Source organism: Rhizobium sp. SG570 (genome assembly GCF_012275345.1).
Classification (GTDB): Bacteria; Pseudomonadota; Alphaproteobacteria; order Rhizobiales; family Rhizobiaceae; genus Rhizobium; species Rhizobium lusitanum.
In genome coordinates, this window is sequence record NZ_JAAZQI010000001.1 from 440,414 (window position 1) to 456,240 (window position 15,827).

At 61.2% G+C, this 15,827-nt stretch carries 15 protein-coding genes; 9 read left to right on the forward strand and 6 right to left on the reverse strand.

Annotated elements, in window-relative coordinates; genetic code table 11:
* Window positions 1–140: 140 nt before the first annotated feature.
* Window positions 141–1,157, reverse strand: coding sequence for an ABC transporter substrate-binding protein (locus tag FHT28_RS02120; protein WP_037195258.1), 1,017 nt, complete (start codon window positions 1,155–1,157; stop codon window positions 141–143).
* Window positions 1,158–1,341: 184 nt separating this feature from the next.
* On the opposite strand from FHT28_RS02120, the gene FHT28_RS02125 reads away from it, so the two are divergent.
* Window positions 1,342–2,310, forward strand: coding sequence for a LysR substrate-binding domain-containing protein (locus FHT28_RS02125; protein WP_047638791.1), 969 nt, complete (start codon window positions 1,342–1,344; stop codon window positions 2,308–2,310).
* Here FHT28_RS02125 and FHT28_RS02130 read toward each other — a convergent pair.
* Window positions 2,298–3,095, reverse strand: a complete 798-nt coding sequence (locus FHT28_RS02130; protein WP_037195256.1) for a creatininase family protein — start codon at window positions 3,093–3,095, stop codon at window positions 2,298–2,300. The genes FHT28_RS02125 and FHT28_RS02130 overlap by 13 nt on opposite strands.
* Window positions 3,096–3,427: 332 nt before the next feature.
* Here FHT28_RS02130 and rutF point away from each other — a divergent pair, with 332 nt between their 5' ends.
* The gene (gene rutF, locus FHT28_RS02135) at window positions 3,428–3,958 is read left to right on the forward strand and encodes an NADH-dependent FMN reductase RutF (RefSeq protein WP_080760679.1); all 531 of its coding nucleotides are present in this window, start codon (window positions 3,428–3,430) and stop codon (window positions 3,956–3,958) included.
* A gap of 9 nt (window positions 3,959–3,967) precedes the next feature.
* On the opposite strand, the gene FHT28_RS02140 is transcribed toward rutF, so the two are convergent.
* Window positions 3,968–4,972, reverse strand: coding sequence for an NAD-dependent epimerase (locus FHT28_RS02140; RefSeq protein ID WP_113118446.1), 1,005 nt, complete (start codon window positions 4,970–4,972; stop codon window positions 3,968–3,970).
* A gap of 14 nt (window positions 4,973–4,986) precedes the next feature.
* Window positions 4,987–6,309, reverse strand: a complete 1,323-nt coding sequence (locus tag FHT28_RS02145) for a UDP-glucose/GDP-mannose dehydrogenase family protein (protein ID WP_047562387.1) — start codon at window positions 6,307–6,309, stop codon at window positions 4,987–4,989.
* A gap of 318 nt (window positions 6,310–6,627) precedes the next feature.
* Between FHT28_RS02145 and FHT28_RS02150 the strand changes: the two genes are divergently transcribed.
* The 5 genes from FHT28_RS02150 to FHT28_RS02165 all read left to right on the forward strand — a co-directional run bounded on the left by FHT28_RS02150 (window position 6,628) and on the right by FHT28_RS02165 (window position 12,159).
* Window positions 6,628–7,482 (forward strand): GNAT family N-acetyltransferase, encoded by an 855-nt coding sequence (locus FHT28_RS02150; RefSeq protein ID WP_168595466.1) that lies wholly within the window; start codon window positions 6,628–6,630, stop codon window positions 7,480–7,482.
* Window positions 7,483–7,738: 256 nt separating this feature from the next.
* Window positions 7,739–8,071 (forward strand): class I SAM-dependent methyltransferase, encoded by a 333-nt coding sequence (locus FHT28_RS36005; RefSeq protein ID WP_246704784.1) that lies wholly within the window; start codon window positions 7,739–7,741, stop codon window positions 8,069–8,071.
* Between the two features lie 65 nt (window positions 8,072–8,136).
* Window positions 8,137–8,298, forward strand: a complete 162-nt coding sequence (locus FHT28_RS36010) for a hypothetical protein (RefSeq protein ID WP_246702974.1) — start codon at window positions 8,137–8,139, stop codon at window positions 8,296–8,298.
* A gap of 203 nt (window positions 8,299–8,501) precedes the next feature.
* Window positions 8,502–9,797: an adenylosuccinate synthase gene (locus FHT28_RS02160; protein ID WP_037195250.1), complete on the forward strand. Its 1,296-nt coding sequence runs from the start codon at window positions 8,502–8,504 to the stop codon at window positions 9,795–9,797.
* A gap of 61 nt (window positions 9,798–9,858) precedes the next feature.
* Complete coding sequence (locus tag FHT28_RS02165) at window positions 9,859–12,159, forward strand: hypothetical protein (RefSeq protein WP_168595467.1); 2,301 nt, start codon at window positions 9,859–9,861, stop codon at window positions 12,157–12,159.
* Between the two features lie 85 nt (window positions 12,160–12,244).
* Here FHT28_RS02165 and rpoH read toward each other — a convergent pair whose 3' ends face one another.
* Both rpoH and FHT28_RS02175 read right to left on the reverse strand, forming a co-directional pair.
* Window positions 12,245–13,153: an RNA polymerase sigma factor RpoH gene (gene rpoH / locus FHT28_RS02170; RefSeq protein ID WP_034503797.1), complete on the reverse strand. Its 909-nt coding sequence runs from the start codon at window positions 13,151–13,153 to the stop codon at window positions 12,245–12,247.
* 372 nt (window positions 13,154–13,525) lie between these two features.
* A complete protein-coding gene (locus FHT28_RS02175; RefSeq protein WP_168595468.1) occupies window positions 13,526–14,551 on the reverse strand; it encodes an RluA family pseudouridine synthase in 1,026 nt (341 codons plus the stop codon).
* 50 nt (window positions 14,552–14,601) lie between these two features.
* On the opposite strand from FHT28_RS02175, the gene FHT28_RS02180 reads away from it, so the two are divergent.
* Together FHT28_RS02180 and FHT28_RS02185 are read left to right on the forward strand one after the other, a co-directional pair.
* A complete protein-coding gene (locus tag FHT28_RS02180) occupies window positions 14,602–14,979 on the forward strand; it encodes a hypothetical protein (RefSeq protein ID WP_037195244.1) in 378 nt (125 codons plus the stop codon).
* A gap of 10 nt (window positions 14,980–14,989) precedes the next feature.
* Window positions 14,990–15,820 (forward strand): RNA methyltransferase, encoded by an 831-nt coding sequence (locus FHT28_RS02185; protein WP_168595469.1) that lies wholly within the window; start codon window positions 14,990–14,992, stop codon window positions 15,818–15,820.
* Window positions 15,821–15,827 lie beyond the last annotated feature (7 nt).

Consider the following 15,827-nt stretch of genomic DNA (forward strand, 5'->3'; position numbering starts at 1 on the left):
TCTTTGTTGATCCACCCTCCCCTTGAGGGGAGTGTCGGAGCAAGGCTCCGGGGTGGGGTGATCCTACGGAATCTCGGAGCGTCACGCCCACCCGCCGCTTTGCGGCGACCTCCCCCCTCTCAAGGGGGAGGTGCTAAAACTTACTTCTTCAGGGCCATTCCAAATCCCTTGCAGACGAATTGCGGATCGAACGCCTTCTTGTAGTCGATGTCGGCATCGAAGACCTTGATCTGCACCATCTCGTCGAAAAACTTCTTGTAGTGCGCATCGGTAATGCAGCCGATGCCCTTGTCGAGCGCTTCACCGGACTCGACGATGCCGTATTCCTTCATCTTGGCGATGGAATAGGCGATCTGGCCGTCCGTCATGTCGGGATTGTCCTTCTTGATCAGATCGTTGGCCGCCTTGTTGTCACCGTAGAGATAGTTGTACCAGCCCTCGATCGAGGCGTTGACGAAGCGCTGCACCAGATCGGGGTTTTTCTGAACCAAGGAGGTCTGGGTCGTGATCATCGTCGAATAGGGCGAATAGCCGGCGTCGGCGATCAGGAAGACTTTCGGCTTCCAGCCGGTCTGCTTTTCGATCTCATAGGGCTCGGAGGTCAGATATCCCTGCTGGGCGGACTGCTTGTCGGCCAGGAACGGCGCCGGGCTGAAGTTGTAAGGCTTGAACTGCTCGTCCTTGAAGCCGGAATAGTTCGCCTTCATCCATTCGAAATAGGTGATGTAGCCGTCCTTGCTCATGAACAGCGTCGGCAGCTTGGCAAGATCCTCGAACTTCTCGACACCGGCATCCGGATGGGCGATCAGCACCTGCGGATCCTTCTGGAAGATCGCGGCGACGTCGACGACCGGGATGCCCTGCTTCACCGCGTCGATTTCCTGCTGTGGTCCGCCCATGTAGAAATCGATCTTGCCGGAAATCAGCAGCGCCGAGTTGGCGGCATTGGGGCCGCCCTGGACGATCGTCACGTCAAGACCGTATTTCTTGTAGGTCCCGTCGGCGACGGCTTGATAGAAGCCGCCATGTTCCGCCTGGGCGAGCCAGTTGGTGCCGTAGGTGACTTTGTCGAGAGCATTTGCGGGCTCTGCAGCGGCGATGGCGGCCGATAGGCCGATGACGGCGAGAAATGCTTTTGTCTTCAATGCCCTAAACATGGCTGACTGTTCCCCTTATCTGCCATGGGACGCCGCCAGTGACGCCCATTTTCTGCATTTGAGCGGTTGCGTTGCGCTTTGAAAAGCATCAAAATTCGTGCGCATTGATGCCTTTTAGGCATCTGTCCCTGGGTCTGTGCCTAAATTGTGCGGCCTGGGCAAAATTTATGCAATGGGGATGCGCATGCTGCACTCGAGACGGCTTCTTTACATCAACGAAATCGCCCGCTGCGGCTCGATCCGCAAAGCAGCGGCACGGCTCAACGTCGCTTCATCGGCGATCAACCGGCAGATTCTGGCGCTGGAGGAAGAAATGGGCGCTCCACTCTTCGAACGCCTGCCGCGCGGCCTGCGGCTGACGGCGGCCGGCGAGCTCTGCATCGAGCACATTCGCGACGTGTTGAAGAACTACGAGCGGCTGGAGGGACGCATCCGCAGCCTCAAGATGCAGCAGGCAGGCAAGGTCCGGATCGTGGCAACGGTCGGGCTGGCGTCAGGGCCGTTGCCAGAGATCATCGCGCGCTTTCTCGCCGAGCATCCGCGCGTCTTCATTCAGCTGCGCAACGATTCCGGCTCGACGACAATGGCGCCGGTGCTTTCGGGCGAAGTCGATATCGGCCTCGGCTTCAACATACCGGCGACGCCCGGCATCCGCTCGCTCGGCAATTTCGATATTCCGATCGGCGTCGTGCTGCCGCCCGGCCATCCCCTGATCGGGCCGGGGCCGATCAACCTCGCTGATGTCGTGGAGGAGCGCTTGCTGCTGGCGCAGCCGGGCACCAGCCTCAGGGACGTTATCAATCTGACGCTGGCGCGTCTCGCCGTGCAAGTCGAGCCGGTGCTGGAGAGCAATGCATCGGAAATGCTGAAGCAATTGGTCAAGTGCGGGGCAGGGCTGACGCTGCTCAATCCGCTCGACGTCATCACCGATTGTCGGCGCGGCGAACTGGTGTTCCGGCCGATTGCCGAACCACATTCACGGTCTCAGCCCATGAAGCTCTTTGCCCGAACGCGTGCGCCGCTCGATGCCGCAACCAGCCTGTTCGTCGAATATCTGCTCGCCGAACTGGCCGGAATGGTCGAGGAATTGCAGGCGAAGGGGCATATCATCCTGCCCTCGGAACGCCGCCGCGGGGATGCTTATTTCGAATAAAGGTTGGAGAGCGGATAGTCGCGAAGATCGCGCAGCATCTCGACGAAGCCTGCGATCTGATGCCGGCAGATGAGCGCGCCCTTTTCCGCCGTGCCGTTGGCGGCATTGCCGACGACGCCGTTCGGGTTGAGGTCGTGCGCGATCCAGGCAAGCGAATGCGGCGGCAACGGCTGCAGATATTTGGAATGTTCCTTCATCCATTCCGCCTTGGAGGCGAAATTCTCAGCCTTGTCCATCCGCACGAGTTCGGGCCGGAAATGCAGCATGAGCGAGGTTTCGACATCGCCGCCGTGGATGCCGAAACGCTGTTCATGCTCGTCGATCATGCCGTCCGGCGTGCCGAAGCGCGTCCATTGGGTGGCGACGACGGCCATCTGATGGCGCACGCGCAGCTCCCGCGCGACAATGCCCATGATATCGAGATTGCCGCCATGGGAGTTGACGATCACCATCTTGCGAATGCCGGCTTCGGCGACTTTCGCGCCAATTGCGGTCCAGACCGGGATCAGCAGTTCCGCGCCGAGCGACAGCGTGCCGGGCCCGTAGATATGTTCGTTGGCCTTGCCGATTTCCTGCGTCGGCAGCACAAGGAAATCCAGATCGTCGGGGCGCTGAACCTTCAATTCCGCCAGCATGCCCTCGGCGATCGCGACATCAGTCGCAATCGGCAGATGCGGGCCATGCTGTTCAGTCGAGGCGATGGGCAGGATGGCGATCGTGGTATCGGGCGAGAGGCCGGCGAAATCATAGGTATTGAGTTCGTTCCAATAAAAGGGCTTTGCCATTTGCCATATCCTCTCGTCTGCATCTTGTGGCTAAACGGATACGGTAAGGATGATGGCGGTGGAAAGCATCAATTTGCGGGCGTGCCGCTGCCTTTTTGCGTGCACTTGCAATGCACGGCCATCGCAAGCCGCAAGTTTTGGCATTCCGCTTGCATGTAACAGGCGGAAATACCCTGGATGTCAGCAGGAGGGATTGCTTTTCCTATTGTTGATAGATTTTATAGAAAACTAATTGCTTATTGGATGCCGCTTCCGTGAAACGCCGTTGCTTGAGATAAGCGCCTCGACCCGATACGTTGGATCATCCGGCGCGAGTTGTGGGGATAGTGGGAATGAACATGAAAACGTCCGTGGCGATCGAGAATGCGGTGCCTGTTGCCGATCCCGATGCTGTGCGAGCCGAATTTCGCAACGCCATGGCGCGAATGGCCGCAGCCGTTAACATCGTCACGACCAACGGCCCTGCCGGACTGGCTGGTTTTGCCGCGACCGCCGTCTGCAGCGTCACCGACAGCCCGCCGACCTTGCTCGTCTGCCTCAATCGTGGTGCTTCGGTGCATCCGGCGGTGACTGAGAATGGCGTGCTCTGCGTCAACGTCCTATCCGAGGCACATCAGGATCTTTCGCGCCTTTTCGGCGGCAAAACGCCGGTCGAGGAGCGCTTTGCGGCCGCTGCATGGTCAGAATTGGCCACCGGTGCGCCCGTACTGGAGGATGCGCTCGTCTCGTTCGACTGCCGCATCGTGCGCCAGGCCGATGGCGGAACGCACGACATTCTGATGTGCGAAGTCGATGCTATCCGCCTGCGTGACGGCGGGCAGGGACTTATCTATTTCGACCGGGCCTATCACCCGGCCGGATAGTCGTTTTCCTCAATAATTTTCCTGATACCACTCGACGAAGCGGCGCACGCCCTCGTCGACTTCGATCTGCGGCTTGAAGCCGGTCAACGCTACCAGCAAGTCCGGAACGGCATAGGTATTGTGCACGTCGCCGGGCTGCATCGGCAGCATCTGGCGGATCGCCTTCTTGCCGAGCATGGTCTCGATGGTCTCGACGAACGTCATCAACCCCACCGGCTGGCCGCCGCCGATATTGACGACGCGGAAGGGGGCGTTCTTCGAGAGCGTATCGGTGATCGTATCCGATACGACCCGGTTTTCTTCCGATGGAATGACGCCGATCAGCCTGATGATGCCTTCGACGAGATCGTCGATATAGGTGAAATCGCGGCTCATCTTGCCTTCGCCGTAGATCTCGATCGGCCTGTCGTTCCTGATGGCATCGACGAACTTGAACAGCGCCATGTCCGGGCGACCCCAGGGGCCGTAGACGGTGAAGAAACGGAAGGCGGTCGTGGGCACGTGAAAGAGATGGGCGTAGCTATGCGCCATCAGCTCCATGCTCTTCTTGGTCGCCGCGTAGATCGTCATCTGCTCGTCGGCCTTGTCGCTTTCGGCGAAGGGGATCTTCTCGTTGGCGCCGTAGACGGAGGAGGTGGAGGCGAGCAGCAGGTGTTTCGGCTGCAGGTTTCTCGCCAGTTCCAGGACGTTGAACGAGCCGGTGACGTTGGAATCGACGTAAGAGCGCGGATTTTCGAGGCTGTAGCGAACGCCGGCCTGGGCCGCGAGGTGGACGATGACGTCGGGTTCCGCCAGCTCTGCGGCGTGATCCAGCGCGGCCTTGTCTTCCAGCATGCCGGTGACGGCTTTGAAGCCGTTGGAGCGTGCCAGGATGGCAGTGCGCTTCTCCTTGAGTTTGACGTCGTAATAAGGCGTCATGCCGTCGAAACCGACGACGAAATGGCCTTCGTCGAGCAGGCGCTTTGCAAGATGGAAGCCGATGAACCCGGCGGTTCCGGTGATGAGATAACGCATTGGTCGGCCTTTGCTTACAGTTCGGCGCCGTTCATCGGTCTGCCGATACTGGTATAGGCAAAGCCGTGTTTTGTGACCTCCTCATGGCGATAGATATTTCTGAGGTCGACAAGGACGGGCGATTTCATGATGGATTTGAGCCGCGCGAAATCCAGCGCGCGGAACTGGTTCCATTCGGTGACGATGACGAGCGCATCGGCGCCGCGCGCTGCGCCATAGGCGTCGTCGGCATAGGTGATGTTGTCGATCACCAGCCGGGCATTGTCCATGCCTTCGGGGTCGTAGCCCGTTACCGTGGCGCCGGCGTCCTGCAGCGTCTGGATGACAGAGATCGCCGGGCTGTCGCGCATGTCGTCGGTATTCGGCTTGAAGGTCAGGCCGAGGACGGCAATCGCCTTGCCCCTGATATCGCCGCCCATCGCGGCGATCACCTTGCGGCCCATGGCGCGCTTGCGATTATCGTTGATGGAGATGGTGGTTTCGATGAGGCGTACGGGTGTGTCGAAGTCCTGCGCTGTCTTGGCCAGCGCCAACGTGTCCTTCGGGAAGCAGGAGCCGCCATAGCCAGGGCCGGCATGCAGGAATTTCGAACCGATGCGGCCGTCAAGGCCGATGCCGCGCGACACTTCCTGCACATTGGCGCCGACCTTCTCGCAGAGATCTGCCATCTCGTTGATGAAGGTGATCTTCATGGCGAGGAAGGCGTTGGCGGCGTATTTGATCAGCTCCGAGGTGCGGCGGGCAGTGAAGAGCAGCGGTGCCTGGTTGAGGTAGAGCGGCCGGTAGACTTCCGTCATGACACCGCGGGCGCGGTCGTCGTTGAGGCCGATGACGATGCGGTCCGGCCGCTTGAAGTCCTCGATAGCAGCGCCTTCACGCAGGAATTCGGGATTGGAGACCACGGCGACATCGGCCTGTGGATTGGTTTCGCGAATGATGCGCTCGACCTCGTCGCCGGTGCCGACCGGTACGGTCGACTTGGTGACGATGACGGTGAAACCGTCGACATGCTGCGCGATCTCACGGGCGGCGGCATAAACATAGGAAAGATCGGCATGGCCGTCGCCGCGCCGTGAAGGCGTGCCGACGGCGATGAAGACCACATCGCTGGCTGCGACGCTCGCCTCGACCTCTGTGGTGAAGGAGAGGCGGCCGGCGCGGACATTGTCCGCGACAAGCTGCTCAAGGCCGGGTTCGAAGATCGGTATCTCGCCCCGCTGCAGTGCTTCGATCTTGCTCACGTCCTTGTCGACACAAATGACATCATGGCCGAAATCGGCGAAGCAAACGCCGGACACGAGCCCCACATACCCTGAGCCGATCATGGTGATGCGCATGAAATTTCAATCCCTTTGCTGGCGCCGGGTTCAGCGAGTGAACGCGATCCCGGCATTGGCGTTTGCCTGCGCTTATACACAGGATCGCCGGTGACGCCTATATGCGATGCTCTTACCCGGAAAGTTGCGACAGGAGTGTTACAAAGACCGGCTTGCGCGGTTACGGCGTTCGGGACGTTGCATTCCGCGCGCTGCGAAAGCTTCCTGCGTTAAGCTTGTCGTCGTCTGTCGCTTGTGATTGGCATCGCGTTGCAGCATGATGAATCGGGCGCAATCGTTCGGCGGGGACGGTTCGAAACGGTGGTTCGGGACTATTGCATGAAATCGACTTTTGCCGTGCGTACAATGCGGGCTGGGGAATTGGAGCTCGCTCTGGAATGGGCTCGGCAGGAGGGATGGAATCCCGGCGTCGATGATGCTCCGGCCTTTTGGGAAGCGGATCCTTCCGGCTTTCTGGTCGGCGCGATTGGAGAGGTGCCTGTGGGATGCATCTCCGTCGTCCGCTATGGCGAGAGCTTTGCCTTTCTCGGCCTTTATATGCTTCATCCGGAGTTTCGCGGCCGAGGATATGGCAAGCAGCTCTGGAACAAGGGCATGGCGCTTGCCGGCGACCGTACCGTCGGGCTGGACGGCGTCGCCGCGCAACAGGAAAACTACAGCCGTTACGGTTTCAAAGCGGCCTATCGAACGCTGCGCTATGGCGGCATTCCCAAAGTGCTCGACGCAGGAGAGCAGGCTGCACAGGTAACGCCGGTCACGCATGGGAAGCTTCAGGGACTATTGGAATACGATGCCGCCATTTTCCCCGGCTTGCGCCATTCCTTCATCAAGGCGTGGTGCGGCTCTCCCGAGAGACGGAAATCCTTCATCGTCGGCGGCGGCAGCAGAGTTCGCGGCTATGGCACCATCCGGCGCTGTTTCGACGGCTACAAGATCGGTCCGCTGTTTGCCAACAAGCCGGAGGTCGCGGCTGCGTTGCTGGCGAGGATGGTGACCGAGGCCAAGGGTGCGCATATCTATATGGATGTGCCGGTTGATAATGCTCAGGCCATCAGGCTTGCAGAGGACTTCGGTCTGTCGCCCATCTTCGAGACGGCGCGCATGTATCGCGGTCAGGCGCCGGAAATCCCGCTCGATCGTGTTTTCGGCGTGACCACGCTCGAACTCGGCTAGTTCAGCCCATTGTCGCGCCAGGCGTGTGCGCGATTTTTACCTTAACAAACGATCAACGGCCGGATCGAGGGCTTGACCAGCCTTGTGATGCTGCAGGTCCGGTGCGACCTGCTATATGGATCGCGTAGGTGCCGTGGGGAATTGGCAACTGATGAGCTGGGGGAATTGAGCAACCGAAGCGTTCATTTTAAAATGGAGTCCAGCCATGCATGTAATGGAAACCGTCAATCGGTAGACTTGGCGTAGTCCCTGGGCCTTGCGGGATTATCGTCGCAGCAGCGGCCATCCCAACGAAGGCGAGCGTGTCGCTTTTGCGATCGCCGCCCCGCAAGCGGGCAGAGCGCGCATCCTCGATATCGGTGTTGGCAGCGGCCGTACGGGCGGGCTCTTGCGTCCGATCGCGAGCGATTATATCGGTATCGACTATACGCCGGAGATGGTCGAGCTTTGCCGCACCAATCATCCCGATCTCCGTTTCGAGCATATGGATGCCGGCTGGAATGGACACCCAATCCGGTACGGCTCGGCCTGCGCACCCTTCGCTACGTCGAGGGCCGCGTTTCCGGTACGTTGCGCCAGCGTCGTCTGAGGCCGCTTGAACAACAGGACGGCGAGCATGCTGCCCTGCTGCACGGCGCGCATGATTTCGGTGTCATGGTCTATGCGACGACGCCCACGCAACTGCAGTCGCAACTGGCCGAAGCCGGCTTCGCCATGCCGGCATTGCTGTTTGATCTGGATGGAAAGGCGATCGGCGCGGTGGCGTCGGCCGAACACGAATATTTCCACGTTGTCGCGCACAAGCCTGGCATTTGACAGAGAATCGGTCTTGGCCGGGTAGGGCGATCTTCAAGCCTATCCGGCCAGCCGGCGGGAAAAATCGTGTTGGGCGCGCGGATTCGTCACGTAAAAAGCCGAATCTCCTGGGACAACAGGGTCGCTTTCCCAAAAACAAAGCTTTATAGATGCGCGGGTTTGAGCAAGGCGCGCCGCCGTGCGCAGGAAGCGGGAATGGAGAAATGACGAACGTAGTAGTGATCGGTTCGCAATGGGGCGATGAAGGCAAGGGCAAGATTGTCGACTGGCTTTCGGAACGCGCCGATGTGATTGTACGCTTTCAGGGCGGCCATAATGCCGGTCATACGCTTGTCGTCGATGGCGTCAGCTACAAGCTCGCGCTCCTGCCCTCCGGGCTAGTGCGCGGCAAGCTGAGCGTCATCGGAAACGGCGTTGTCGTCGATCCTCATCATTTCGTAGCCGAAGTCGATAGGCTGCGTGCCCAGGGTATTGCGGTTACGCCGGATGTCCTGCGCATCGCTGAAAACGCGCCGCTGATTCTGTCGCTGCACCGCGATCTCGACGCTTTGCGCGAAGATGCCGCTTCCAACAGCGGCACGAAGATCGGCACGACGCGCCGCGGCATCGGCCCGGCCTATGAAGACAAGGTCGGCCGCCGCGCCATCCGCGTCGTCGATCTGACCGAACCGGAAACGCTGCCCGCGAAGATCGACCGGCTTCTGACCCATCACAATGCCCTGCGCCGCGGCATGGGCCTCGACGAGATCTCCTTCGATGCCCTGCACAACGAGCTGACCTCGGTCGCGGAGCACATTCTTCCTTATATCGATCAGGTCTGGCGGCTGCTCGATGAGCAGCGCAAGGCGGGTGCCCGCATCCTATTCGAAGGCGCACAGGGTGCGTTGCTCGACAACGACCACGGCACCTATCCGTTCGTGACCTCGTCCAACACCGTGGCGGGGCAGGCGGCAGCCGGCTCCGGTCTCGGCCCGACGGCGCTCGGCTATGTGCTCGGCATCACCAAGGCCTATACGACGCGCGTCGGCGAGGGGCCGTTCCCCTGCGAGCTGCATGACGAAATCGGCAAGCACCTGTCGACCGTCGGCCGCGAAGTCGGTGTCAACACCGGTCGCCCGCGCCGCTGCGGCTGGTTCGATGCCGTGCTGGTGCGCCAGACGGTGAAGACCTCGGGTATTACCGGCATTGCGCTTACCAAGCTCGACGTGCTCGACGGCCTTGACGAGTTGAAGATCTGCATCGGCTACAAACTCGACGGCAAGGAAATCGACTATCTGCCGGCAAGCCAGGCCGCCCAGGCTCGTGTCGAGCCGATCTACATCACGCTCGAAGGCTGGAAGGAATCGACCGTAGGCGCCCGCAAATGGGCCGATTTGCCGGCGCAGGCGATCAAGTATGTCCGGCAGGTGGAAGAGCTGATCGGCGCGCCTGTGGCGATGCTTTCGACCAGCCCGGAGCGCGAGGACACTATACTTGTGACCGACCCCTTTGAGGGCTAGAGTTACGGATCAATGACGAATCCCGGCCCGGCTGCTTGCCGGGTATCATGAGAAAGTACTGATGGCGGATTTTGTAGCAGTCATTCGACGGGCCGTGGATGGCCTGACGGAAAACAATCCCGAGATGCGGGTCAAGGTTTACGATCGAGCTCGTGGTGCCGTTCAGCGGCAGCTCGAGAGCATGAAGCCGCGCCCGCCCGAGGAGATGCTGCGCCGCCAGCTGGACAAGCTCGAAGCTGCGATCGTCGAGGTTGAGGCCGAACATGCGGAAGCCTTGCCGGCGACCGATGAGCCAATCGCGGAAGCGCCTGCGGTTCACGAGGAGGTCGCGCCCGAGCCAGTTCAGGAGCATCATGCCGTTGCGGAACCTCATGTAGAAGAGCCCGAGCAGGCTCCCGCCGAGGTTCATGCCCATGAGGAGCCCGCTTATGAGGAGCCCGCTTACGAGGAGCCGGTTGCGGATGTCGAGCCCGACCGGACGCACGAGCACGAGCCTGTAGAAGAATGGAGCGAGCCGCAGCATGCCGCGGCGGAACATCACGCCGAGCTCCACGAAGAGCCGGCTCCCGAACCGGCTTATCATGACGAGCCGAAGGACTATGCTGAGGAAGCGCCGGAGGTTGTTACCGAACCCGCCCACGCCGCCCCGTCATTTCAAGCGAGCAGGGCACCGGTTGACGATGTCATAAGCCAGGTCGAAGAGATTTGGGCGGAGGTTGATGCACCTGCCCGCCGCAGCGCGCCGGAACCAGCGATTTCACAGCCTGACGAGCCCGTGATGCCTGCTGCTGTTTTTGCCGAGATGCCATTCGGCCACGCCGTCGAGCCGGCTGAAGCGGCGAAGGCACCTGCCGGCAACAAGGGCTTCGTATGGGACGCGGATGTTTTCGAGGAGCTTCAGCCGACGCCGGCAGCTCCCCAGCCGGTGCAGCCTGCCCGGCAGGTGCCGGACAACGCCTTTGAAGACGTCGACCTCTTTGCCGACGTGCATTCTTCGTCGAAGGGCGCGCTTGCGAACGAAGCCGCCGGCGATGGCTGGCGCGAGCTGAAGGAGCTCGCCGGTTTCGACAAACGGGGCGAAGACCAGCGAGGCAGCGGTTCTTCCGTTCCGCCCGATCTCGATCAGGCCATGTCGGCAAAGCTGCAGGGCAGAAGCTTCCGCATGGAGCCGAAGCGCCGGCGTTTCAATGCCACCAGCGTCGTTCTCACGCTCGTCGGCCTCGCCATCGTCGGTGGCGGCGGCTATGCCGCCTGGCTCAATCGCGATGCGCTCAACAACATGGTAACGAAACTCGTCAGTTCCGCACCGAAGAACACGTCCGCGGCACCTCCCGCTTCAGATGCGGCAAACAGCAACAGCAGTGCTGCGGCTTCCGCACAGCCATCGGCTGCGCCGGCTCAGACCCAAACCAACGCCGCCGCTGCTCAGCCACCTGCTGCCGGCAATACGGATGTCGCCGCATTGAACAACGACCCCAATACGGTCGCTACGAAATTCACGCAGCGTCTTCGGCCTGACGGTACGGAAGAGGATCAAGGACCGGCTGCAAACGGCCAACCGGGCGTCGTTGAGGGCAAGTCCGTAGCCGAGCAGAATGTCGCTTCAGCAGCACCCGCTGCCGCAGCAGCGGCGCTGCCTGCTGGCAACGCGGTTGCCGCGCCTCAGACCCAGCCGCCCGTGACCGCCGCGGTTGCCCCGCCGGCTTCGACCGGTCAGCAGGCTCCCGCGGCCCAACCGCAACAGCAGGCCCCAGCCAACCAGCCGCCGCCCGTTACGCAGCAGACGGCTCCGGTCACGGACGGGCAAAAAGTCTTTCTCTATGAGGAGCGCCTCGGTCAGACGTCTCCGGCTGCCTTCGAAGGCACCGTCACTTGGTCGGTACAGGAAGGCAAGGGCGCTGATGGCCGGCCGGAACCTTCGGTCCAGGGCCTTATCAACGTTCCGGAACGCGGCCTGACAGCCACGATCACCGTTTCCCGCAATGGCGACCCTTCGCTGCCCGCAAGCCATCTGATCGAGCTCGCTTTTCAGGTTCCGCCGAATTTCGAGGGTGGTGCGATCGACAACGTCCAGCGCATCGCCCTTAAGTCGACCGAGCAGGATCGTGGCGATGCGCTGATCGCGGTGCCGGCCAAGGTCACCGACGATGTCTACATGGTCGCACTCAACGATTTCCCGGATGCGCGCAAGACCAATCTCGACCTTTTGAAGACCCGCAACTGGATCGACATTCCCGTCGTCTATCGCAACGGCCGCCGTGCCTTGCTGACGATGGAGAAGGGGCCGACCGGCACCGACGCTTTCAATAAGGCGATCGGGGAATGGCAGGCGCTCGGCGGTGTCGCCTCGAGCGGTCAGTAAGCTATTCTCAGTCGATTAATACGAAAAAGGCGGGCCGCGAGGCCCGCCTTTTTCATGTTGTGATGAAACGCTCAAACCGAAAGCGTCAAGCCGTTGCTTCCACGACCCGCAGGGCCTTGGCGCGCTCGAGCGCATCCTTCTGTACCGCTTCCTGAACCTTTTCGAAGGCACGGACTTCGATCTGGCGGACGCGTTCGCGGCTGATATCGAACTCGGACGAAAGGTCCTCCAGCGTCACAGGATCATCGGCAAGGCGGCGAGCCTCGAAGATGCGGCGTTCGCGGTCGTTCAGCACGCCCATCGCGCGCGCCAGCATACGGCGGCGCGTATCAAGTTCGTCCTGCTCGATCAGTACGGCTTCCTGGCTCTCATGATCGTCCACCAGCCAATCTTGCCACTGGCCTGAATCGCCTTCGGAGGCCTTGATCGGCGCATTTAGCGAAGCGTCACCCGAAAGGCGGCGGTTCATCGAAATGACCTCTTCCTCCGAGACGTTCAACTTGGTGGCGATCTCGGAGACATGCTCCGGCTTCAGGTCACCTTCATCGATGGCCTGGATACGACCCTTCAGCCGGCGCAGGTTGAAGAACAGGCGCTTCTGGTTGGCGGTCGTGCCCATTTTCACCAACGACCAAGAGCGCAGGATATATTCCTGGATCGAAGCCTTGATCCACCACATGGCATAGGTTGCTAAACGGAAACCGCGCTCCGGATCGAACTTCTTCACGGCCTGCATCAGGCCGACATTGCCTTCCGATACGACTTCGCCGATCGGCAGGCCATAACCGCGATAGCCCATGGCGATCTTCGCCACGAGACGCAGATGGCTGGTGACGAGCTTGTGCGCGGCCTGACGGTCGGCATGTTCCGCATAGCGCTTGGCGAGCATGTACTCTTCCTGCGGTTCCAGCATGGGGAACTTGCGGATCTCGTCGAGATAGCGATTGAGGCCGGCTTCTCCGGCTGCGATGGACGGTAAGGTATTACGGGTCATGAATGCACCCTCCTAATTCGAGATTTGGTTCCTTCTGGGGGCGTATTGCGCGCCTTCTGCGAAGCGGACCAAGGCGTGCGGGTTACGAAAACCCCGCACTAAACCAATGTACAGATAAGTATGGCGAAACGGCGATTCAAGAACAGTGTCACGCAAGTGTTACCCCGACGTGACCGCTCGTCTCGCCGTGATACCGCCCTTGTGATTCTCCTCCCGAATGCTCCGGCACGATAAGTTTCAACCATATCGGCCTCCAAATCGCGTCCGCGTTTTTGATAACCGAAGGTGCACCGGAGTTCGGCCCTCTGGGAGAGAGTATAGGCCGACAAGGGGCAGGCGTCCAGCCGGGCATTCATCGTGAGGAGTTGCCGCTCATGCGCGGAGCGCAGCCGCCAGGTCTTCCATATCGTCGGGCAGCGGCGCTTCGAAATGCATGATTTCGCCGGTTCGAGGATGCTCGAATTGCAGCATGTAGGCATGCAGGGCCTGGCGCGTGAAGCGATTGACGACTTCCTTTGCCGCCTCCGGCAGAAGATTGGCCTTGGTCTTGAAGCCGCCGCCATAGACGGCGTCGCCCAAGAGCGGATGGCCGATGTGCGCCATGTGTACACGGATCTGATGGGTCCGGCCCGTCTCGAGATGGCAGTCGACCAATGAGGCGAGGGCGGTCGCATCCGGCGCCTCGTGGAAACGCTCCAGCACTTCGTAATGCGTGATGGCCTCGTCGGCGTCCTGAGAGCCCGGGCGCTTGACAGAGCGCCGTGTGCGGTCGTTGTTCGAACGTCCGAGAGGCGCATTGACGGTACCGATGAGCTGGCGGGGGCGTCCCCAGACGATCGCCTGATAGGCGCGTTCCAGCGATGTCGTCCTGCCGTGATCGGCAAATTGCAGGGAGAGGTGCCGATGGGCGACGTCGTTCTTGGCGACGACCATGACGCCGGTCGTGTCTTTGTCCAGCCGATGCACGATGCCCGGGCGGCGCACGCCGCCGATGCCGGAAAGGCTGTCGCCGCAATGATGGATCAGCGCGTTGACAAGCGTGCCGGTCCAATTGCCGGCGGCCGGATGGACGACGAGCCCGGCAGGCTTGGCGATGACGATGATGTCTTCATCCTCGTAGAGCACATCGAGCGGAATATCCTCGCCCTGCGGCGTCGGGTCCTCGGGCTCGGGCAGCGTGATCTCGTAGACGTCGCCGGGGCGCACCTTGCGCTTGGCATCGGTCACCGGCTTGCCGTTCAGCAGCACTACGCCTTCTTTGATCAGAGCCTGGACGCGACTGCGGGAAAATTCCTTGCCGAGCTCCACGGTCAGCCACGCATCGAGCCGGCCTTCGGCGCTTTCATCGGCGGTTAGGACTTTTCTATTGCCCGCGGCTTCTTTAAAGGGGTCGCTCAAACGTATTTCTCCGGCGCTCGAGGGCGCTCTCAATCAGCAAGGACGCATCGATGACAAATCTCGAGCCAGACGATCAAGAGGAAAAGCCCCTCGATCCGGCCCTGGAGAGTGTCCGACGCAAGATGATCCGCCTGCAGATCATCTCCGCGGCCGTCATGGTGGTGAGCCTTATGGCTGTCTTCGGCGCCGTTGTCTACAAGACGATGCGGCCGGCGGCAAAGCCGGCAGGCCAGGCTGCCTCCAACATTCCTTCGGACGCTCCTGTCGCCGTGACGGCTTTGCTGCCGGCGGGCTTCACCGTACAGTCCACGGCTCTTTCGGCAAACCAGGTGCTGTTTTACGGCACGCTCGCCAGCGGCCAGCGGCAGGCCATCGTCTTCGACTACGGCATCGGCCGCATCGTGGCGACCATATCTCTGTCCAATTGACGGCCGCGCGATGACGAGCGATCGGCTCATCGAGATCACGAATCCTGACGATCCGCGCATCGCCGAGTTCCGTGATATCCGCGAGCGCGATCTGACGGGTCGCGAGAACCGCTTCATTGCCGAGGGTACGGTGGTGCTGCGGCTGCTTGCCGAGGCCCATGCGGCAGGCGGCGAGTTCATCGCCGAAAAGGTGCTGCTGCTGCAAAACCGCGTCGCCGGCCTGGCGGACATCATTGCTGCCCTCCCTCCCGAGGTTCCGGTCCATGTCGCGACATCAGAGGTGCTCGACGGCATCGTCGGCTTCCATCTGCATCGCGGCGTTCTGGCGCTTGGCCGGCGGAAGACGGAAAGCGAACTGAGTGCGTTTCTCGACCGCCTTCCGCAACAGGCGCTCGTGCTTGTCGGTTGCGGCATTTCCAACCACGACAATATGGGTTCCATGTTCCGTAACGCGGCGGTCTTCGGGGCCGATGCGGTGCTGCTCGACGAGAGCTGTTGCGACCCGCTCTATCGAAAGGCGCTCCGGGTTTCCGTCGGCTCCGTTCTGACCATGCCCTATTGCCGGCAGTCGAGCGACGTCCATCTGCTAGCGGCGCTAGCCGATCGCGGCTTTGCGATCTGGAGCCTGTCGCCGCGGGGGGAGGCCGATATTCGCGATGTTCCGCCATCGGACCGCATGGCCCTCGTCGTCGGCACGGAAGGGGATGGTCTGCCGCAGAACATCCTGTCCGCATTCGGCAGCGTGCGGATACCGCAGGCTCCGGGGCTCGACAGCCTCAATGTCGCGACGGCCAGCGGTATCGCGCTTTTCGAGATGGCGTCGAGGATCAAGCGCATCTGAGCGCCGT